The sequence below is a fragment of the [Leptolyngbya] sp. PCC 7376 genome (assembly GCF_000316605.1).
Lineage (GTDB): Bacteria > Cyanobacteriota > Cyanobacteriia > Cyanobacteriales > MRBY01 > MRBY01.
The window spans coordinates 3,314,065-3,334,627 of record NC_019683.1; the positions used below are offsets into that span (position 1 = coordinate 3,314,065).

Here is a 20,563-nt window from a genome sequence, read left to right on the forward strand (position 1 = left end):
TAAAGGAGTCCTGTCGCCTACTCGTCAAGAAATAAATCATCGATAGACTGCTTTTCATAGAGATCTTTTAAATTTTGGTGGCGTTCCCGTCTCGAAGTTCGGCGATATTTTTTTGTTGCTAATTTAGGTTCATGCTGTTTGCCGCCCGCCGTCATTTTTACTTTTTGCTGTGTTTCTTCGTCCCGCTGTTGTTGCTGATTTTCTTTGTAGGCGATCGCCTCATCGAGAAATTTTTGATAAATCTCGTATCGTTCCCAATCATCAGACACTGCACAATTCGGCTCTTGCAGATGGAGACAATCCTTAAATTGACAATTTTCTTGTGCTAATTGCTGACGAATTTCAGGAAAATAATTACCCAGAGCTTGCGGTAAAATTTGCCAATCCGGTTGATTAAATCCCGGACTATCTGCCAATAATCCCCCACATGGCAACTCAAAAAGCTCAACGTGGCGCGTTGTATGTCGTCCTCGCTGCAATTTGCCAGACACCTGCCCAACCCGCAATGTTGCTTCGGGAATTAAACAATTGATGAGACTGGATTTTCCGACCCCAGAAGGCCCTGCCACAATCGAGATTTTTCCTGCCAATTTTTGCTGTAATTTCTCTAAACCGATCCGCTGTTCAATGCTCAAAAGCACTGCATCATAACCCCATTCACTCAGCCGTTTATGCCAAGCGTGACATTCATGACTTTCCAGTAAATCTTGTTTGTTTAGCGCCAAAAGTAACGATAAGCCCGTTGATTCAGCCTTGACGAGAAAACGACTGAGTTGCCAAGGATCAAGGGCCGGTTCCGCCAGCGCAAACACCAGCAATAATTGATTTGCATTCGCCACAGGGGGGCGATCTAGTTCGGTTTTCCTTGGTAAAACTGCGGCGATCGCCCCCCGCTTATCCTGACGATCGATCTCCTCGACCACAACCTGATCACCAACCATGACCTGCTGCCCAATTTTCTTTAATCGAGTGCGTCGCGTACATAATAAATCTGCCGACCCGTTATTAGGTTGGACATGATAAAAATTTGCTTGTACCGCTGTTACTGTGCCTTCTACCGAAATAATTTCAGTTTGAGTCACTACTGTTACTCCCCAGCAGGACAACGAACCCAGAGCGAATAATATTCACCATCTTCTTGGGCGATCGCCTGTTCAACGAGATAACCTTCCATGACTAAACTATCCGGAACCTGTTCCATGGGCTCACCTGCATCAAGCCATACTTCCAACAGTGTATTCGCGGCCATTTTTTTTAACTGTAACTTTGTCCGCACAAAATTAATCGGGCAAGGCGTTCCCCGTAAATCTAGCTGAGCATCAGCAACCAATGACTTAGAATCACCCATTATTTATTAAAAATATTGCCTAAAATTCCTTCAAAGCCACCCTTACCAGTACCAGCACCTTTTAATTGTGCTAACTGGTGCAATAGCTCTCGCTCTTCGCGTCCCAGCTTCGTCGGAATCACAACTTTAATTGTAATTAAATGATCACCACGACTCACTGGATTCCCTAATTTCGGGACACCTTGATTTTCCAAAGTCAGAACCTTATTCGGTTGTAAACCTGCTGGAATATCAAGCTCCTCAGTACCATCGACTGTTTCAACAGTAATTCTGGCTCCAAGAATTGCTTGAAGGTAGCTCACCTCAACATCTGAGTGGATATTAATGCCTTCACGACGGAATTTCTTGTCCGAATTAACCGCGAGATAAACATAAAGATCACCTGGAGGACCTCCCTTTAAACCAGCATCACCTTCGCGAGATACCCGCAAACGTGTCCCTGTATCGACTCCTGGTGGAATTGTGATTTTTAACTTCTTTGTTTCCTGTTTTCTGCCAACACCACCACAGGATTCACATTTTTCTGCAATAACTTGACCATCACCATTACAAGTGGGGCAGACAGATACCTGTGCAAAACTCCCAAAAGGAGTTCGGGTTGCTCGGCGGACTTGACCAGAGCCACTACAAGTTCCACAGGTATCAGACGATGTACCCGCCTTCGCACCAGAGCCACTACAAGTTGTACAAGTCTCTAAATGCGGAATGCGGATTTCCTTCTCGCCACCAAAAATAGCTTCCTTAAAATCAAGCTTTAGGTCTAGCCGTAAATCATCACCACGGGTTGGTCCACTACGACGACGTGTCCCTCCAGCTGACCCACCAGGGCCACCCATACCACCAAAACCGCTAAATATTGTCTCAAAGATATCGGCAAAGCCACCCATATCTCCATATTCAGCACCACTGGCACCAGCACCAGAAACTCCCGCTTCCCCGAAACGATCATAACGAGCACGAGTTTCAGGCTCAGATAGCACCTCGTAAGCGCGATTAATTTCTTTAAACTTATCCTCAGCTCCCGCTTCTTTATTTACATCTGGGTGATATTGACGAGCTAAACGACGATAAGCCCGCTTTAGCTCATCCTTCCCGCAATCACGGGACACACCAAGGATTTCGTAATAATCACCAGCCATAAATTTAGTTCTGAATGAATGAGCAAAAAAAGCGTTTACTAATCTTAACTTGAAGAGGGGAAAGCTGCGAACTCTAGACCATTACTATCAGCAATAGAGTTGTTTTAGTTCAGCGACCTTAATCGATTGCCTCATAGTCACCTGTAATATTGCCTTCGCCGTTCTCAACCATCCCTTCATTTCCGGAAGGAATAACCATTGTTTCGTGATCAGAATCAAATGCAGGATTTGCATCGGCGGAGGACTGGGCAGACCCTGCATTCTGATTCCCATCGTAGATCTGAGAACCAATTGCTAGTAGAGAATCCCGAAAATCATCGAGAAGTGCTTGAACAGCTTCCGTTGTGACAGATTTATCGCTAAAAGCTCGTTCAAGGGCATGGCGCTTTTCTGTTAACTCTGTCTCTTTTTCTTCATTGAGGAGTGAGCTATTCTCACGCAGAGTTGTTTCGAAGCTATAGAACAAGCTATCGGCTTGGTTCTGTAATTCCACAATTTTGAGGCGACGACGATCTTGCTCTTCAAATTGAGCTGCTTCCGCACGCATTTTATCGACTTCGGCAGGACTCAAACCACCTGTATTCGTGATTTTGATGCTTTGCGCTTTGCCTGTGCCTTTATCTTGCGCTGACACTTGCAAAATACCATTGACATCAATTTCAAAGCTCACTTCGATTTGAGGTAAGCCTCTTGGTGCTGGTGGTATGCCAGTCAGTAGAAAACGACCTAAACTTTTATTATCTTTTGCCAAGGCTCGTTCACCTTGTAAGACATGAATTTCGACAGATGTTTGACCATCCGTCGCTGTCGAAAAGGTTTGGGACTTACTGGTTGGAACTGTTGTATTGCGGTCAATAACCTTTGTGAATACTTCGCCAAGGGTTTCGATGCCCAGAGAAATGGGAGTGACATCAAGGAGAAGAACATCTTCTACTTCTCCGCCTAAAACACCCGCTTGGATGGCAGCTCCTAAGGCGACAGCCTCATCGGGATTAATTGAACGATCTGCCTGTTTGCCATCAAAAAAAGCTTGAATAGCTTTTTGAACTGCTGGGATTCGGGTTGAGCCACCAACTAGAATAATGCGATCAATTCGGTCAGCGGTAAGTTCTGAGTCCTTTAGAGCTTGTTGGACAGGTTTTAGAGTTCCCTCAATGTATTTCTGGGCTAACTTTTCAAACTGGGCACGGGTCAGATCAACTTCGAGATGCTTGGGTCCAGTTTCATCAGCAGTGATAAAGGGTAAGTTAATGGAAGTGGTTAAAGTTCCAGACAACTCGATTTGTGCTTTCTCTGCAGCTTCTCGGAGTCGTTGCAATGCCATTTTGTCGGTACTAAGGTCAATCCCTTCATTTTTGTGGAAGGTTTTTGCCATCCACCGAACAATGACATTATCGAAATCGTCGCCACCAAGGTGATTATTGCCAGAGGTTGCTTTCACCTCAAAGACCCCATCTCCCAGTTGCAAAACAGAAACGTCAAACGTTCCACCACCAAGGTCAAATACAAGAATAAATTGTTCTTGATCTTGTTTGTCGAGTCCATAAGCTAAGGCTGCTGCTGTCGGCTCATTGATGATTCTAAGTACTTCTAGTCCGGCGATCGTGCCAGCATCTTTTGTTGCTTGGCGCTGGGCATCAGTAAAGTAAGCAGGAACAGTAATAACAGCTTGTGAAACTTTTTCTCCGAGGAATGCTTCTGCATCTGTTTTCAGCTTTTGCAAAACCATTGCAGAGATTTCTTGAGGTGTAAAGCTCCGGCGGCGAATCTCTACATCGACGGTATCATCACGGCCTTTTACACAGTTGTAAGGTACGCGAGAACGTTCCCGTTCAGTGTCATCCCAGCGGCGGCCAATAAAACGCTTGATACTATACACTGTATTTTCTGCATTTGTCACGCTCTGTCGTTTTGCTAGTTGACCAACCAACCTTTCATTACCTTTACCAAAGCCCACTATACTTGGGGTCGTTCTACCGCCTTCTGCATTTGTGACGACCATTGGCTTGCCTGCTTCAAGGATAGAAACGCAGCTATTGGTTGTGCCTAAGTCAATGCCAATTACTTTACCCATGGTTTAGTGATAGAAAGAGTTGTTGTTTGGAAGTTATATTTAAAGTTGGTTTTAAGCAGACGAGGATGTCTAAAGGATCTAGTCGAAATATAAGATGACATGAAAAACTTTAGATAGAACTGCATCAGCATTTAATGCTTCTTTAGGTCTCAGCATCAGTGTTTTCACTAGATGCTTCTTCTGCAGGAGCTGCGGCAACTTTCACCATTGCATGACGTAAGACTTTGTCGCCCAATAAATATCCACGCACAACCTGTTCGATCACTGTACCTTCTGGATATTCGCTTGTGGGCTCTTGGAAAACAGCTTCATGAAAGTTGGGATCAAATTCTTCGCCTTCTGGTCGCATAGCGGAGACGCCGATTTTCTTCAGGCCTTCGACAAGCTGTTTATAGACCCCTTGATAGCTCTTATGGATAGTCATTTCACCGTCATTGGCAGGTTTGATTTGTAATCTTGCTCGTTCAAAATTATCCACTGCACCAAGCATGTCATTGACGGTATTGCACTTGATCCGCATTTCCATGTCTTCTTTTTCTTTGCTGCTGCGCTTCCGAAAATTTTCAAAATCAGCAGCAATGCGCATGTACTGTGCTTTGAAATTATCTGCTTGTTGACCTTGGGTTGTGAGCTGTTGACGTAAGGTTGTGATTTCTTGCTGTAGAGCAGTGATCACAGCTTCAAGTTCAGCGCTATCTAAGGGCGTGTCATCTAGTTCACTTTCCCCAAATTCAAGATCTGTTTCAGAGTTTGCCTCAGCTTCAGAAGTTGTCTGGTTATCCACGTCAGCACTATTTTGTTGATCCAGAGTTTCCTCAGATGCTGCTTCTGATGTTTGATTTAGGTCTTCTGTTGAGGTCTCTAAGTTTTGTGCGTCTTCTGCCATGGTCGTCTAAGTGAATTGATTCGGTTAAGAAACGAGATGAGCTTTATTAAATACAACTTTCCCTTTCTTGCTTTGTATCCTAGCGGCGATCGCCTGAAAAAGAATAACGAAGATAGGAGAGTTTGGATATTAACATTACTAAATGTAACATCGTCCTCAAAAAATCTCGATCCTTGCGGAGGGAAAAGGAACAAAAATTCAAGCAACCGCTATATTGGAATGATAGAAGCTTAAGCTTTGCTCACTAAAGATTCTAAGCCTTAAATTAATTATCACTAAATCTGAAATCATGATTTCTCAAAATATCGCTTTTTGTAGACATTTTGAGGGAACAATTAGGATCTCAGGACTGTTGTACTGAAGTGCAACTAGATAAATAGATACTTGCTGTCCTGCCCGGTAACAATTTATGACTCAATCGCCTCTCTCAAAACGGAAGAAAGCCTTAGCGCTCCGTAATGATTTTTCTCCGTTTGGCAACAAACTCATCCAATCTGGCGTTGTTGACCACCAACAGATGGAAAAGGCTTTAGTTGAGACCCGTAAGAGCGGTCGACCCCTGACATCTGTGATTGAGGAGCTTACTGGCAAGGCACTCTCCCCCGAATTAGTTCGACAATACAAAAAGCACCATCTTTTCGAACTTAAGATTCTTTATGGTGTTGATTCTATTGACCCTGAAATCCAGGATATCGATAGCAGTCAAATGGGAGAGCTGATCAATAGCCTTATCCCTATTGAGCTTTGTCGCCGTCACAAAATTTTGCCTTTACGCCGTATTGAGATCGACGAAGCAATCGAAGTCATTGTGGCAATGGTTGATCCGGATAATCTGGCTGCACAAGATGATATCAATCGTCTCTTCCGGCTGCAAAACATCAAAATGCAGCGCATTGTAATTACAGATGAAGATTATCGGCGCATTCTCGACGAATATTTAGAAGTACAAGTTCAACAACAAGCCGACGAGAAGGAAGAAGCAGAAAGAGCAGCCGAAGCAGACGAGATGCGTAAGGCTGTTGAGCTTGATGATCTTGACCTCGGTGATGATGAGGGACTAGATGAAGCTGCCGATGAAAGCGCTGATCTGATGAGTGAAAACCAGGCGAGTTCTGCGCCTGTGATTAAGCTCGTTAACAAGGTTTTGCTCAAAGCTTTGCAGGAAGGAGTTTCTGATATTCACATAGAACCTCAAGAAAAAGATTTGCGTATTCGATTCCGTAAGGATGGTGTATTGCAATATGCTTTTGAGCCCTTACCAAAGAAGATTATTCCGGCTGTATCTGCCCGTTTCAAGATTATGGCAGAGCTTGATATTGCGGAGCGACGATTGCCGCAGGATGGTCGGATTCGTCGAGTCTTTAAAGGTCGTAAAGTTGATTTTCGTGTGAACAGTCTTCCAAGTCGTTATGGCGAAAAGATTTGTCTCCGGATCTTGGATAACTCTTCGACACAGCTAGGCTTAGATATTTTGATTACCAATCCAGATATTTTGGAGCAGGTGCGAGAAATGGCCCAGCGTCCATTTGGTCTGATTTTGGTGACGGGACCCACGGGTTCTGGTAAATCGACGACACTGTATTCGATTCTCGCTGAACGAAATCATCCAGGTGTCAACATTAGTACAGCGGAAGACCCGATTGAATATTCGCTTCCTGGTATCACGCAAGTTCAGGTAATTCGCGAAAAAGGGATGGATTTTGCCTCGATTCTCCGCGCGTTTATGCGACAGGATCCAGATGTGATTCTGGTGGGTGAGACTCGCGATAAAGAAACAGCAAAAACAGCGATTGAGGCAGCATTAACCGGTCACTTGGTTTTGACAACGCTTCATACGAACGACGCACCAAGGGCGATCGCCCGATTGGATGAAATGGGTGTAGAGCCCTTTATGATTTCTGGATCATTGCTGGGTGTCCTAGCCCAACGTCTTATGAGGCGGGTTTGTAGCGAATGTCGTGTGCCCTATCAACCGACCGCTGATGAACTAGGTCGCTTCGGTTTGGCAGCTTCCCAAGATGGTGAACTTACAATTTATAAAGCCAATACTCTCAGTGCCGATCAAATCCAAACAGCACGCTCTAAAGGCACCCTATGTCCGAAGTGTAATGGTGGCGGCTATAAGGGTCGTGTTGGTGTGTATGAGTTTATGCGCAATACGGAGGAGATCGAAGCACTGATTAACAGCGGTGCCACTACTGATCTGATTAAAGAGGTTGCTGTGCAAGAAGGTATGCTCAGTATCTTGGCCTACAGTCTTGATTTGGTAAAAGAGGGCTATACGACCTTTGATGAAGTCGAACGTGTAACCTTCTCCGATTCGGGCCTTGAGGCAGAACTCAAAGCAAAACGGAAAACCGGGTTGACCTGTGGTACCTGTGCAGCTGAGCTAAAACCAGAATGGGTGGATTGCCCCTACTGTATGACGCCGCGTTTTTAGCTTGGGAGGACTTGGTTGACCTTTATTTCTGTAGGGTGGCGATCGCCTTCTGGGAATGATTAAAAGAGGATAGCAAAACATTTAAACCCCAACTTTTACTTCAATACTTTTTTTGAATATCACGATACTTGAGGAGCGATAGATTCATGGATGTAATGATCGAAGATTTGATGGAGCAACTCGTTGAAATGGGCGGCTCAGACATGCATATTCAAGCTGGAGCACCAGTCTATTTCCGAGTTAGTGGTAAACTTGCCCCTATCGATGATGAACCGCTATCGCCCCAAGAAGCGCAAAAGCTGATTTTCAGTATGCTCAATGGTACTCAGCGCAAAGACCTTGAGAAGAATTGGGAATTGGACTGCTCTTATGGCGTAAAAGGATTGGCTCGTTTCCGTGTAAATGTTTATCGCGAGCGTGGTTGTTACGCTGCTTGTTTGCGAGCATTATCCTCGAAAATTCCGAATTTTGATATGTTGGGGCTGCCTGATATTGTGCGGGAGATGGCAGAACGTCCCCGTGGTTTAGTTTTGGTGACGGGTCAAACAGGTTCTGGTAAAACCACAACGATGGCGGCGATGTTGGATCTGATCAACCGCACCCGTGCTGAACATATTTTGACGGTAGAAGACCCAATCGAATATGTTTTTCCCAATAATAAAAGTCTTTTCCACCAACGCCAAAAAGGTGAAGATACAAAGAGTTTTGCGAATGCCCTAAAGGCTGCACTTCGGGAAGACCCAGATATTATTCTTGTGGGTGAGATGCGGGACTTGGAGACGATCTCCCTTGCCATCTCCGCCGCTGAAACAGGGCACCTTGTTTTTGGCACGCTCCACACAAACTCCGCTGCTGGAACGATTGACCGGATGCTCGATGTATTCCCACCAATTCAACAGCCTCAAATTCGAGCGATGCTTTCTAATTCGCTTTTGGCAGTATTTAGTCAATGTCTCGTCCAAAAATCTAATCCGAAACCAGGTGAGTTTGGTCGGGCAATGGCTCAGGAAATCATGGTTGTCACCCCGGCGATCGCCAACCTAATCCGCGAAGGAAAATCGGCCCAAGTGTATTCCGCGATTCAAACTGGTATGAAATTGGGGATGCAAACGATGGAGCAAGCCCTTGCGGGGCTAGTTTCTGCCGGATCGATTACATTTGAAGAGGGACTGGCTAAGAGCGGCAAACCTGATGAACTCCAAAGACTTGTTGGTGGTGCTCTTGGTGGCGGTGCAAAGATGAAGCGGCGCTAACCCTGTTGTCCCATTAAGGAAAGTATTCTACACATCAAAATTTCTCTTAGAATAATTAACGTTTTACCCATAGATCATCACCGCAAATTAGAAAAATGGCTGTATACACTGCTCAGGTAGTTGACCGTAGTGGTCAAAAAGTAAAACAAAAAATAGAGGCTAACTCTGCTGAGCAAGCCCGAACAATGCTTGAAGCCCAATATGGAGATGTGGGCAAAGTCCTGAAGCAAGGGGAGATTGATCTTGGCTTTATTGAGGAGGCTCTCTCAAAAGTAACAGTCAAAGATAAAGCTGTTTTTTCGCGACAGTTTGCGGTGATGATCAATGCTGGTGTGGCGATCGTTCGTTGCCTGAGCATTCTGGGAGAAAACCACAGTAATTACAAGATGCGAAAAGCCTTGGGTGCCATCAAAACTGAGGTACAACAAGGTGTGAATCTCTCTGACGCGATGCGTCCCCATGAGGAATGTTTTGATACCCTTTACGTGAGTATGGTTGAAGCTGGTGAGATAGGTGGTGTGCTTGATGAAGTCCTTAACCGTCTGGCAAAAGTGCTAGAGGATATGGCGAAGTTGGAAAACCAAATTAAGTCAGCAATGACTTATCCATTAGCTGTGGCATTTTTGGCGATCGCCGTATTTTTCGGGATGACGGTTTTTCTGATTCCTGTTTTTGCCGACATTTTTGCAAGTATCGGTACTGAGCTTCCTGGTTTGACCCTTGTAATGATGGCCATCAGTCAATTTTTGCGCACTAACGAAGGCTTAATTCCAATTCCCTTCGGTAATGTCATCGTGATGTTTATTGGTTTAAACATTCTTTTCTTTGCTGTCCGTCAATACTACAAAACCCCCGCAGGCCACTGGCAAATTGACGCCCTCATGCTCAAGATTCCTTTAGTCGGTGACTTGCTTCAGAAGAATGCCGTGGCGAGATTTTGTCGGATTTTTGGTACCTTGACTCGTTCCGGTGTCCCAATTTTGAGCTCATTTGATATCGTCGGTGCGACAGCAGGTAATGTTGTGATCGCGAATTCGATTAATAGAGCAAAGGCTGAAATCCAAGAAGGTGGCATGTTAAGTGTTGCCTTGGATCGAGATAAGGTTTTTCCAATTTTGTCGATTCAGATGATGACCATTGGTGAAGAAACGGGTGAACTTGACAGCATGATGATGAAAGTTGCTGACTTTTATGAGGATGAGGTTGAGCAAACAGTGAAAGCAATGACAAGTATTCTTGAGCCTGTGATGATGGTGGTCATCGCAGGGATGGTTGGTGTAATTTTGCTCTCGATGTATCTGCCAATGTTTAAGGTCTTCGAGACATTAGGTTAAAAAAGTAAGTGTCGGCCTCATGGCGGCAATTGTAGTTGTTTATTCTGAACCAGTTTGTTTTTTATGGCAGTTAAGCAGTCCCAATATGAGGCTTTGTTGGCACAATATTCTGAGCGGTCGGCGGCGATCACCCTGCTTAAGCAACATCGTCCTTATTTGTCACTGATTCCGAGTATGCGTCGTCCAGAAAAGAGTTTGGTGACGATTCCTTTACCTGTAGCCAGACTCAAGACAGAGGACTCTCAGAGCCATCTTCAACTCCACACTTCAAAAAAGATTACAAAAACCCAGATTTTGCCCTGCGACCTTGCAATCTTAATGTGTGACCCAGAATGGAAAGTCAAACTTGGCGTTGAAATTATGGTGTTTATCCATCGACCTGACGAGGATTTTTCCGAGTTGTTGCTGCGTTGGCGGCATACGCAGGTTTATCTTGATCAAGATTATGAATGGCTAATGCCCAATGATGAGAGCCACATGTTTAGTGAAATGGCGGAACAAGTCTGTCCGTTGTTCGTCATTTTTCCTGAGACACCAGAAAGAATTTCTAGGGGACTACAGGGTGCAAATTTACCTTATATTGTCGCGGCGCATGTGTTACCAGAATCTGATCTTTACGTGACTGCTGTATCTTCCGATAGCTAATCTCTACATTGATTTTTAGCTTTTATTGAAGGGCAATGTCGTCCACGCTTCATTAATTTTATTGTGATATTTTTCAAGGGTTTTGTTCGTTTGGCGGACATTTATGAGGAACTATGAGTAAGCTCAATTTTTCGTTGCAATCATTCTTGATCTTTATGGGGTTAGGGGTTGGTCTCAATCCAGTGATCGCCGCTGCTCCTCATCAGGCTGAGACAAGCGTTTCGATCGGAACACAACTTAGCCTCAATCTTCCGGATACCGATCGTGGTCAACCTGGCAGTACTCTCGGCGGCGGTAAGCGCGGTGGTTGTATTAACCGTGAAACGAAAGTTCTTTTCCGTCCTGTACTCCCCGTTAATAATGAAGGTGAGGCGATCGCCACAACAGTTTCTACAGACCTCAATTTCTGGTGGTATATGCCAGAGAACGATGCTGTCAGAGCGGAATTCAGCGTCTTTGCTCAAAATAATGATGCTGATGCCCTTGTGCATTATCAAGTGATTAATGACATCAATCAAAAATCTGGTCTACTCCAAGTTGAGTTACCAGACAATACTCTCAAGCCAGGCCAGTCCTATTGGTGGGATCTCACCCTTGCCTGTGATGAGATTGATCGCAGTGCTGATATTTATCTCTTTGGTTCTGTTGAGCGTCAAAATCTTGCTCAGATGGTGCTTCCCAATGACGCAGCTTTATTAGATAAATTGACGGCAACTCTGAAGGGTTCTAACTCTTATCTATCGCTCTCCAGCACTGAAGCTCAGGAGTTAGCATCGGCTCTAGACACAAACCGTAGCTCTGCAACAGTCAAGATGGTTAGCGATCGCCTCCTAACCCACTTCACTGCATTGCGCAGCGACTATGCCAAACTTAACCAGTCCTTGGCGAAAGCACAGCAAAACCCTGGCATTAACCGAGCAGAGATTCAATCCTTGGAAATGCAGCGAGGGGAAATGGTTCTGGAGTTAGCCCAACTGTCTGCGTTTTATGGCGTTTGGGGCGATACAGTCGATTTTCTCGCAGAATATCGCGCTGACTATCCTAACGATTGGCAATCTTTGCTGAAGGCTCTTTTCCCTGCGGATGATCCGAGCACGGTAGAAGAAGAAGACTTGATTATTCGTTTACTCAGCCAGTCTTAATCGACAATTTAATGCCTAATGGCAATTTTTTGATAGGGCGTGGCACTAGATTGCTACGCCTTTTTTGTGATTGAGATTGGCCCTAGAGCTTCATCAAATCTTTAACAAAGAGCGTAATTTTACTGAACTTCATGCGATCAAACAGAAGTTATTAGTATTGAACATTTCTTTCCGTGGAATCTGAAGGTGATTTATGTGGACTCACTCCATGAACAAATACAATGTTGGCTTGAAATTTGTACTTGTGGGCATTGGTCTTGGCTATGCTCAGAAGTCAGCGATCGCCAACGGTCTATTGCCGCCAGAGATTACGCAGTCCCCACCTCAGGATCATCTTGGCCAATTGGGTAATGTTTTGACGCTTTTCCCAGAGCAGTCGGATATTGGTCAGCCAAAGGATAGCGGCACGGTGGGAGCAGGCTCTCAGCTCTACTTACCCATTCCGGATTCTGGTATGCCACCAACGCCGAATCCGACCCAAAGAGGTTACTGCATTAATAAAAAAGCGGTGCCGTTATTTCGAGGGGTTATCCCTGTGGTGGGAGATGAGGTTATCGCTGACACTGCGGCATCAGAAATTAGCCTTTGGTTCTATATTCCCGAAAATGATGCAATCCGTGCAGAATTTAGCATTCTGAGTGATGGTGATGATTTCAGCGTTTTGGGTGTCGAGAACAAAACAGACTTTTTAGAGCATTACGAAGAAATTTACGATATCAGTAGTCGTCAAGGCTTTGTCCAAATTAAACTACCGAAAAATGCCTTAGAGGTTGGCAAGCAATATTGGTGGGATCTGACATTGGTTTGTGATGAAAAAGATAACAGCGCCAATGTTTATATTTATGGTTCAGTTCGTCGCCAGGCTAGTTCACAGCTGAGATTAGATACCCAAGCTACAACGCTGGCTGCTTTAAAGGATGCCTTATTACGTAGCGATTCAGCTCTGACGTTGTCCGATAGACAGGCATTAGGAGCTGCTCTCTCTGATGGAGGTCAACCCCAAACTTTGATCTGGGTGGAAGATAGACTGAAGGCTCACTATCAAGTCTTATGGCAACGTTATAACCAGTTGGGGCAGGAGATGGATGCGATCTTGGCAACTCCTGTCAACTTAGACAGAGTGAAGCTTCATCGACTTAACCAAGAGCGGAGTCGCATTGCTTTTGAACTTGCTCAGCTTTCACCTTTCTTTGGGTTATGGGGTGATGCGGTAGATCTTTTGGCAACCTACCGTGCGGATTATCCTCAGGCTTGGCAGCAGTTACTGAACACGATCTTTCAAGATGACCAATTTTGGTTAGAGGAGAACCAAGGTCATGAGTAATCAAACATGGTGTGGTTAATTATTGACTGAGGTAATTCACAATTTCTTGGGCGATCGCCGTTACGCCGGTTTTATTGATAGGGCGATCGCCAATGGGAGCAGTAGGTGTTTCCCGAATAAATTCCCAATTGCCTTGACGAAAAGCAATTGGATCAAGAATTTGATGATGACTAAATTGCTGGAGGTTTGCCAACATAATGGCTCCTTCCGCAAAATCCTCTCGAGGCAGCGTGGCGATCGAAGTACCTTGGCGCATCGCTTCGGCAAATGTCCCAAACCCTGGCTTCGATACAATACGGTCACACAGCGGGAAAAAGTCTACGGGTCGGTAAATTGTATCTGTAATTTTGCAAAGATTCTCCAAGTCTGGCGCTTGGCGATCGAAAGTAATGAACTGATAATCCTCAAATTGCCTGAGAGCATCGTAAGGTATACCCTCTAAACCCATGCCTCCAAAGGTCAATAAGATTGTTTTTTCTTTGGGTGTTGTGAGGTTAAATGTTTTTCGGAGTTGATTAATATCTTGACTAGGGTCGCCACCAATTAAACCAACATCGGTGATATTAGAAAATTGTGTCATTGGTTCGTTTAGCGGCAAACGAAAGAGGCGATCGCCTGTCTGGTAATGCTTTGTAATCCAGTCTGACTCTTCGATAAAATCACCACCCCAATCCCGATAAATAAAATCCCAACCAAAATTTCCCATAAACCAACAAGGAAGATCTGCTCCATGGGCGATCGGTGCTGCCAGTGGAGGAATATCAGCTAAGACGAGCCCAGCACGATTTTGTCGTAAAAAACTCACCTCATCTGCAATAATCCGGCTCGCTCGCTCCCGAATATCTTGCAATTTTGCCAGAGTTGCTGCTTGATCCATCGAAAAGCTATCCGACTGGATTACCCCAACATCTAGTTTTTTAGCCCGCTGGATGTAGTCGCCTTTGATATAGCTTGCCAACAACCAATTCGGTACCGTCGTCACGAAAATTAGCAGTGTTTCGGGTAATAATTCTTGTACCTTTGCAGCTACCGATGCTGTACGTACTGCATGACCAAATCCGTGGCTTGTAATCGCAAGGTATAAAATGGGACGCATAGGCACAAAATTTTCCGCAATCATTTCGCTCTCTAGGTTAGGGCAAAATTAGATAGGATGCGCAAACCCTGTTGGTGTTGACTGTAATTGTTTCTCTGTTAAGGTTTTTCCCTGGAGTAAGACATAGAATTTCCCTAAACCCATCGGATCCATCAATTGGTGGAGGGCATCGCGGCGGCGTAAAACAGTCATCACATCTTGAGGATTTGTGGCCAACTCATTTAGGCGATCGCCTAACCCTAATGCCATTAAAAATAAACCTTGTTGAGTCAAGCCCAAAGTCTCTAACCCTAAGGTTTCACCACATCTTTGTAAGGTTGTGAAATCCACATGAGCGGTTAAATCTTGCTGACCTAAATTGACATAAAAATCACTATGATGGCGATGTTGAAAATAAGCTTGTAATGTCCCTTGAGAGCGTTGGGGATGGTAATATTTTGCCGCTGGATAACCATAGTCAATCGTTAAAATATAGCCAGATTTTAGTTTTGACTCGACCTGTTTCAGCCAATCAAACATCTGTAAATTAACTTCTGTCTGAAAACCATCTGGATAGTCGGTGATCGCCAACTCTAAATTTTGAAAATATGTCGTTAGGGCTGGCTGAGATAATTCTTCTATTGTCTCGGTGAAACTAGTCTCGGAATTTGGGTCTAGAGCGACGTAAATTTCCTGTAACTGAGATTCTTTCACCACCACACGATGGACTGGAAAGGCATCTAAAAGCTCATTGCTAAAGACACAACCCTGAATACTCTCTGGGGCGATCGCCGACCAGTCAGACCAAGTAACGTTAATCTCCTCAGTAAATGCTTCTAATTTTTCCTGTTGCTGTTGAATTAATGCTGGAGATTTTTCGATGATAATATATTTGATTTTTTTGAATATTTTGAGGTGATGAGATTGCAAATAGCTCAAAATATCTTTAGCTAATTCCCCTTTCCCTGCACCGACTTCAACGATTTGAAATGGATCGCAATCGAGTATTTGGTGTAGTTCAACAATTTGCTCTGCTAGTAGTTCTCCAAAGTCAGAACCTAAGGAAGATGCGGTAAAGAAATCTCCTTGTTTCCCAATATCAACGTTGCCACCACTGTAATAACCATGTTGTGAATCGTAGAGCACAATCTCCATATATTCAGCGAAAGGAATCGCCTGTTTTTTTGAGGCTTTAATCCGGTCTTGTAGGGTTAAAAAAAGCGCAGAAGTCATAGATTATGGTTAAAGTTTCAGATCGCTGATATGGCAGAAAAGCTCAAAGGAAGATGTATTAAACTTTACTTAAAGCTGTCGAGAAAAATCGTTAAATCTTTCCTGTCTCATTGATTTTCTCTTCGAAAGAGATAGGACAAGACTCTGAGATAGTCCAGGTCGCGCGGGAGCGTTGGTATTGTGCGTAACGAATCGAAGGCATTTACATGGTAGATAGTCTGTGGGTTTTGATTTGTGCCTGCTTGGTTTTTCTAATGCAGCCAGGCTTTATGTGCCTCGAATCTGGCCTAACACGATCGAAAAATAATATTAATGTTGCGGTTAAGAATTTAGCAGATTTTGCGGTCTCGACGTTTTGCTTTTGGGTTGTCGGCTATGGGCTGATGTTTGGGCTTTCAGCTACTGGTTGGTGGGGCCAAAATTATTTTTTGCATGATTGGCAAGATCCCCAAGAGATTGCATTTTTCTTATTTCAGATAATGTTTTGCGGTACGGCAACGACGATTGTCTCTGGGGCGATCGCCGAACGCACGAGATTTACGGCCTATTTGGCGATCGCCATGATGATTTCTTGTGTGGTCTACCCTTTGTTTGGCCATTGGGCTTGGAACGGTTTAAATACGCCTGAGATACAAGGATGGCTCGGCATACGAGGCTTTATTGATTTTGCGGGGTCAACCGTTGTTCATAGTATTGGCGCATGGGTGGCTCTCGCTGTATTACTTCATTTAGGGAGTCGTACGGGTGTCTATGAAAAGGGTAGAAAACATAAAATCCATGGCTCGAACCTGATCATTTCTGTCTTAGGAACCATGCTGCTGTGGTTCGGCTGGTTTGGGTTTAATGCGGGCAGTACCTTAGCCTTTAACGACGACGTGCCCCACATTTTGCTGAATACCCTCATGGCTGCTGTGACGGGCTTGCTGGGAGCCGGTAGTATCCGGGCTATTCAGACGCGTAATATCGATGTCGAAGCTTTGATTAATGGTTCTCTCGCAGGCTTAGTTTCAATTACTGCCTGTTGTCATATTGTCAGTACGCCGATGGCTGTGATTATTGGGGCTACTGGTGGTGCTGTTATGTTGATCGGCCAATATTGTCTCGATTGCTGGGAAATCGATGATGCGATCGCCGCGATTCCGGTACATGGTTTTGCTGGCGCTTGGGGAACACTCTGTGTCGCATTATTTGGTCAGGTGGAGTTGCTCCCGACGAGTCGTCTCTCTCAACTATTTATTCAAGCTGCCGGTGTGGCGATCGCCTTTATCTGGTCATTTGGCCTCAGCTATTTGTTAGTTGGCCTCTGGAAAAAATTCTTCCCCCTCCGTGTTACCGCCGAAGCAGAACGACTTGGGCTCAATATTACTGAGCACCATGCCCATACCGAAATCTATGACCTTATGCAGGTCATGGAGCAACAAGCCCAAACCAAAGATTTGAGTCTTCGTGCTCCTGTTGAACCCTTCACGGAAGTGGGCGTTATTGCCGAGCGATATAACCGCGTGATGGAGCGCCTTCAAGTGGCTCTCGAACACAGTGAAACCCTTGCGGCTGAGCTGGAATTCAAGGTAATTGAACGGACTCGTGCCCTAACGATTACCAACAAAAATTTAGAGATAGAGATTAATGAGCATCGCAAAACAGAAGATGCTTTGCGCCAGTCCCAAGTGGGATTACAGGAATTTGCGAATACCCTTGCCTTTACACTCAATGAACTGAAAAGTACCCAGGCACAATTAATCCAATCCGAAAAAATGTCATCCCTTGGAGAAATGGTGGCTAGCATTGCCCATGAAATTAATAACCCGATTAATTACGTTTACGGCAATCTAAAATATATCGATGAATACACCGATAGTCTGATTGAGTTAATTCACGTTTACCAATCATATTTAGCGCCAGTTCCCAAAGAAGTGCATGACCAGCTCGAAGAGTTGGAAATGGATTTTATTATGGAAGACTTACCAAAAATTTTGGACTCAATGCGGGATGGGAGTGAGCGTATTCAGAATTTAGTGCTATCGCTTCGTAATTTCTCTCGGCTAGATGAAGCCTCCCAAAAACGCGTGGATATCCATGAGGGCATTGAGAGTACGTTGCTGTTGCTACAGCGTCGAATGGAACGGTATCCAGGTCAAGAACCCATCGAGGTGATCTCTGATTTTGGGTCATTACCAATGATTGAATGCCATCCGAGTCAGCTCAATCAAGTGTTTATGAATTTGTTATCGAATTCGATGGATGTGCTGGATGAATGTTATGAGGAAAATCCCGAGCACTTTGGCAAAATCTGGGTGACGACCCGTCAAGTGGAATCTAATACGGTGCAGGTGACAATTGCGGATGATGGCAAAGGTATTCCGGAAGAGATTCGGGCGAAATTATTTGATCCGTTTTTTACGACGAAACCGGTAGGAAAAGGTACAGGGTTAGGGTTATCAATTTGTTATCAGATCATCGTTGAAAAACATAGCGGTAAGATTTGGTGTGAACCTAATTTTCCCGAAGGTGCCAAGTTTGTCTGTGAATTCCCCATCTCTCCGAAATAAGCCTTTTTGGCGATCGCTCTGGCAATTTTCTCGCCCCCACACCATCATCGGTACGAGCTTAAGTGTGTGGGCTTTAGCATTCCTCGCGACTTCTCCGGAAAAGCTATTTGGTCTTTATGGCTGGGGTGTGCTCACAGCCTGGATTGCTTGTCTTGGTGGCAATGTCTTTATTGTGGGTTTAAATCAGCTCACGGACATCGAGATCGACAAAATTAATAAACCTCATCTGCCTGTGGCGGCGGGAGAGTTCTCCGCGAAAACAGGTTGGGGTATCGTTGCTCTGGCTGGGGCGATCGCCCTTATTTTGAGCATATTTAGTGGATTATGGCTAACGGTGACGGTGTGTAGCAGTCTAATGATTGGCACGCTCTACTCATTGCCACCTGTACGCTTGAAACGATTTCCACTGCTCGCAGCGATGTGTATTTTTACAGTGCGGGGTGTGGTGGTAAACCTTGGACTTTTTGCCCATTTCCAGCAAATCTTGCAGCAATCTGTGGTGATTACACCAACGGTTTGGCTATTGACGGCTTTTATTATTGTCTTCACTGTGGCGATCGCCATCTTTAAGGATGTTCCGGATATGGAAGGAGACCAGCAATATCGTATTCGCACCTTTACGTTACTGCTGGGCAAACAAAAGATTTTTCAACTATCCCTCGGAATTATTGGTGCTTGTTATGCGGGAATGATTGGTGGTGTGTGGTTATTGGATACGAATCTTAATTCATTCGTGTTTACCGTTCTCCATATTCTTTTGGCTGCCGTTTTAATCATTCGTAGCCAAGCGGTAAACCTTGACCTTAAACCCGAAATCACTTCTTTCTACCAATTTATTTGGAAACTTTTTTTCTTGGAATATATTCTGTTTATTGTTGTGAATTTGTTGTCTTAACGTTTCGACGTGATTTCTGTTCCAATGGAGTTCTATAATCTTCAACCCGTCTCTTTTTTTGAAAAAGCTTGAGGAAATATGCAACGGTTGTCAGTTGTTGTGGTCCACGGCAGTTATAGCGATATTTATCGCCAAGAATTTAATCTCTTGCTGGAACGAGTCCGTGCAAGGGTTGAAAATCCAGTGTGCGGGGTCTACCTCGAATGCACCGATAAATCAATGGCAGCGGCGATCGCCGAATTTCTACAGTCCTATCTAGAGCAACCAGATCTACAGCTCCAGATTTTGCCGTTATTTCTATCGCCCGGTGTCCATGTTCGAGAAGATATTCCTGAGGCGATCGCCCAACTGCGCGAACAATTTCCTAATATAACGGTGCAAACTCTGCCTTATCTCGGACAAGATGGCTTACTGGCTCCTTTCCTAGAGCGCCAATTTGAAAAACGACCAGAAGCTAAACGTATCCTTCTCGCCCACGGTAGTAGTCGTTCAGGCGCGAATCCGCAGATTGAGACCCTTGCAGCTTCGCTTAATGCCAATACTGCTTACTGGTCTACAGAACCAGCTCTACAGGAAACGGTGGCTTTACTGACGAAGGAACCTTTAAATACAATTTTTGTTGTGCCGTATTTTTTGTTTTCTGGCAGAATTCCTGCGGCGATCGCCGAACAGCTTAAAGAACTACAGCAAGCTTACTCAAGATTGCAGTTTTACCTTGGCAAACCTTTCGGTACACAATCTGACTGCGCCGTGGCGATCGCCGAACTTTTAAACTCATAGAGCTTTTTGAAACAGCCTTAATATCTTTGTTTTTCTATTTTCTATCTAAATACCAAATAATTTCGCCACGCGTTTGAAAGGAGACCAAGGGCGATTTGAAGAGGCTGGTGGTTGATCAATCACCAAATCATTTGACCAATAAGTCATCCCATACCAAGTGTTGTGGTCGAAAATCCCTGTATCGTCTAACCCCAAATGCCGTTGTACCCGACGTACACCATTTGCCGTTTTAATACCGTAGACACCATCTGCTGAGCCATTAAAAAAATGCAACTTCGCTAAAGCATCCTGTAAAATCTCGACCGCTGGACTGCGATCGCCCATTTGTAGCGTTTCCGGCTCTAACCGATTGATGACGGCGACAGCTTGCGGAGAAAGTTCAGAAGTGAGATTTGCCATTAGCTTAAAACCCTTAATGCTCAAGAAATTGCTGATTACATATGCCT

At 44.6% G+C, this 20,563-nt stretch carries 17 protein-coding genes; 9 read left to right on the forward strand and 8 right to left on the reverse strand.

Translation table 11 applies throughout. The features are described 5' to 3' along the window. Positions 1 to 17: 17 nt before the first annotated feature. The 5 genes from rsgA to grpE form a co-directional block, all read right to left on the reverse strand. Positions 18 to 1,082 (reverse strand): small ribosomal subunit biogenesis GTPase RsgA, encoded by a 1,065-nt coding sequence (gene rsgA / locus LEPTO7376_RS14920; RefSeq protein WP_015134996.1) that lies wholly within the window; start codon positions 1,080 to 1,082, stop codon positions 18 to 20. Between the two features lie 5 nt (positions 1,083 to 1,087). Then, the gene (locus tag LEPTO7376_RS14925; RefSeq protein ID WP_015134997.1) at positions 1,088 to 1,348 is read right to left on the reverse strand and encodes a sulfurtransferase TusA family protein; all 261 of its coding nucleotides are present in this window, start codon (positions 1,346 to 1,348) and stop codon (positions 1,088 to 1,090) included. Next, entirely contained in the window at positions 1,348 to 2,487 is a 1,140-nt protein-coding gene (dnaJ, locus tag LEPTO7376_RS14930) for a molecular chaperone DnaJ (protein ID WP_015134998.1), read from the reverse strand. Before dnaJ ends, LEPTO7376_RS14925 begins: the two co-directional genes overlap by 1 nt. Positions 2,488 to 2,605: 118 nt before the next feature. Next, the gene (dnaK, locus tag LEPTO7376_RS14935; RefSeq protein ID WP_015134999.1) at positions 2,606 to 4,561 is read right to left on the reverse strand and encodes a molecular chaperone DnaK; all 1,956 of its coding nucleotides are present in this window, start codon (positions 4,559 to 4,561) and stop codon (positions 2,606 to 2,608) included. Between the two features lie 142 nt (positions 4,562 to 4,703). Then, on the reverse strand, positions 4,704 to 5,447 hold the full coding sequence (grpE, locus tag LEPTO7376_RS14940; RefSeq protein WP_015135000.1) for a nucleotide exchange factor GrpE: 744 nt from the start codon (positions 5,445 to 5,447) through the stop codon (positions 4,704 to 4,706). A gap of 409 nt (positions 5,448 to 5,856) precedes the next feature. Between grpE and LEPTO7376_RS14945 the strand changes: the two genes are divergently transcribed. The 6 genes from LEPTO7376_RS14945 to LEPTO7376_RS14970 all read left to right on the forward strand — a co-directional run bounded on the left by LEPTO7376_RS14945 (position 5,857) and on the right by LEPTO7376_RS14970 (position 13,585). Continuing rightward, positions 5,857 to 7,887 (forward strand): GspE/PulE family protein, encoded by a 2,031-nt coding sequence (locus tag LEPTO7376_RS14945; protein ID WP_015135001.1) that lies wholly within the window; start codon positions 5,857 to 5,859, stop codon positions 7,885 to 7,887. A gap of 146 nt (positions 7,888 to 8,033) precedes the next feature. After that, entirely contained in the window at positions 8,034 to 9,140 is a 1,107-nt protein-coding gene (locus tag LEPTO7376_RS14950; protein WP_015135002.1) for a type IV pilus twitching motility protein PilT, read from the forward strand. 95 nt (positions 9,141 to 9,235) lie between these two features. After that, the gene (locus LEPTO7376_RS14955; protein WP_015135003.1) at positions 9,236 to 10,474 is read left to right on the forward strand and encodes a type II secretion system F family protein; all 1,239 of its coding nucleotides are present in this window, start codon (positions 9,236 to 9,238) and stop codon (positions 10,472 to 10,474) included. A 63-nt stretch (positions 10,475 to 10,537) separates the two neighbouring features. After that, positions 10,538 to 11,119 (forward strand): hypothetical protein, encoded by a 582-nt coding sequence (locus LEPTO7376_RS14960; RefSeq protein WP_015135004.1) that lies wholly within the window; start codon positions 10,538 to 10,540, stop codon positions 11,117 to 11,119. Positions 11,120 to 11,232: 113 nt separating this feature from the next. Then, positions 11,233 to 12,261 carry a DUF928 domain-containing protein gene (locus tag LEPTO7376_RS14965; protein ID WP_015135005.1) on the forward strand — a complete coding sequence of 343 codons (1,029 nt, stop codon included), beginning with the start codon at positions 11,233 to 11,235 and terminating at the stop codon, positions 12,259 to 12,261. A 208-nt stretch (positions 12,262 to 12,469) separates the two neighbouring features. Beyond that, positions 12,470 to 13,585 (forward strand): DUF928 domain-containing protein, encoded by a 1,116-nt coding sequence (locus tag LEPTO7376_RS14970; protein ID WP_015135006.1) that lies wholly within the window; start codon positions 12,470 to 12,472, stop codon positions 13,583 to 13,585. Positions 13,586 to 13,604: 19 nt separating this feature from the next. On the opposite strand, the gene LEPTO7376_RS14975 is transcribed toward LEPTO7376_RS14970, so the two are convergent. Both LEPTO7376_RS14975 and LEPTO7376_RS14980 read right to left on the reverse strand, forming a co-directional pair. Next, the gene (locus tag LEPTO7376_RS14975; RefSeq protein WP_015135007.1) at positions 13,605 to 14,705 is read right to left on the reverse strand and encodes a hypothetical protein; all 1,101 of its coding nucleotides are present in this window, start codon (positions 14,703 to 14,705) and stop codon (positions 13,605 to 13,607) included. A 24-nt stretch (positions 14,706 to 14,729) separates the two neighbouring features. Continuing rightward, positions 14,730 to 15,893 carry a class I SAM-dependent methyltransferase gene (locus LEPTO7376_RS14980; RefSeq protein ID WP_015135008.1) on the reverse strand — a complete coding sequence of 388 codons (1,164 nt, stop codon included), beginning with the start codon at positions 15,891 to 15,893 and terminating at the stop codon, positions 14,730 to 14,732. 206 nt (positions 15,894 to 16,099) lie between these two features. Between LEPTO7376_RS14980 and amt the strand changes: the two genes are divergently transcribed. The 3 genes from amt (at position 16,100) to LEPTO7376_RS14995 (ending at position 20,117) form a co-directional block, all read left to right on the forward strand. Next, a complete protein-coding gene (gene amt, locus LEPTO7376_RS14985; RefSeq protein ID WP_015135009.1) occupies positions 16,100 to 18,442 on the forward strand; it encodes an ammonium transporter in 2,343 nt (780 codons plus the stop codon). Further along, positions 18,417 to 19,337, forward strand: coding sequence for a homogentisate phytyltransferase (locus LEPTO7376_RS14990; RefSeq protein ID WP_216700247.1), 921 nt, complete (start codon positions 18,417 to 18,419; stop codon positions 19,335 to 19,337). The genes amt and LEPTO7376_RS14990 overlap by 26 nt, the downstream gene beginning before the upstream one ends. A 78-nt stretch (positions 19,338 to 19,415) precedes the next feature. Next, positions 19,416 to 20,117 carry a sirohydrochlorin chelatase gene (locus tag LEPTO7376_RS14995; RefSeq protein WP_015135011.1) on the forward strand — a complete coding sequence of 234 codons (702 nt, stop codon included), beginning with the start codon at positions 19,416 to 19,418 and terminating at the stop codon, positions 20,115 to 20,117. 45 nt (positions 20,118 to 20,162) lie between these two features. On the opposite strand, the gene LEPTO7376_RS15000 is transcribed toward LEPTO7376_RS14995, so the two are convergent. Next, on the reverse strand, positions 20,163 to 20,516 hold the full coding sequence (locus LEPTO7376_RS15000) for a peptidoglycan-binding protein (RefSeq protein WP_015135012.1): 354 nt from the start codon (positions 20,514 to 20,516) through the stop codon (positions 20,163 to 20,165). Positions 20,517 to 20,563: the final 47 nt, after the last annotated feature.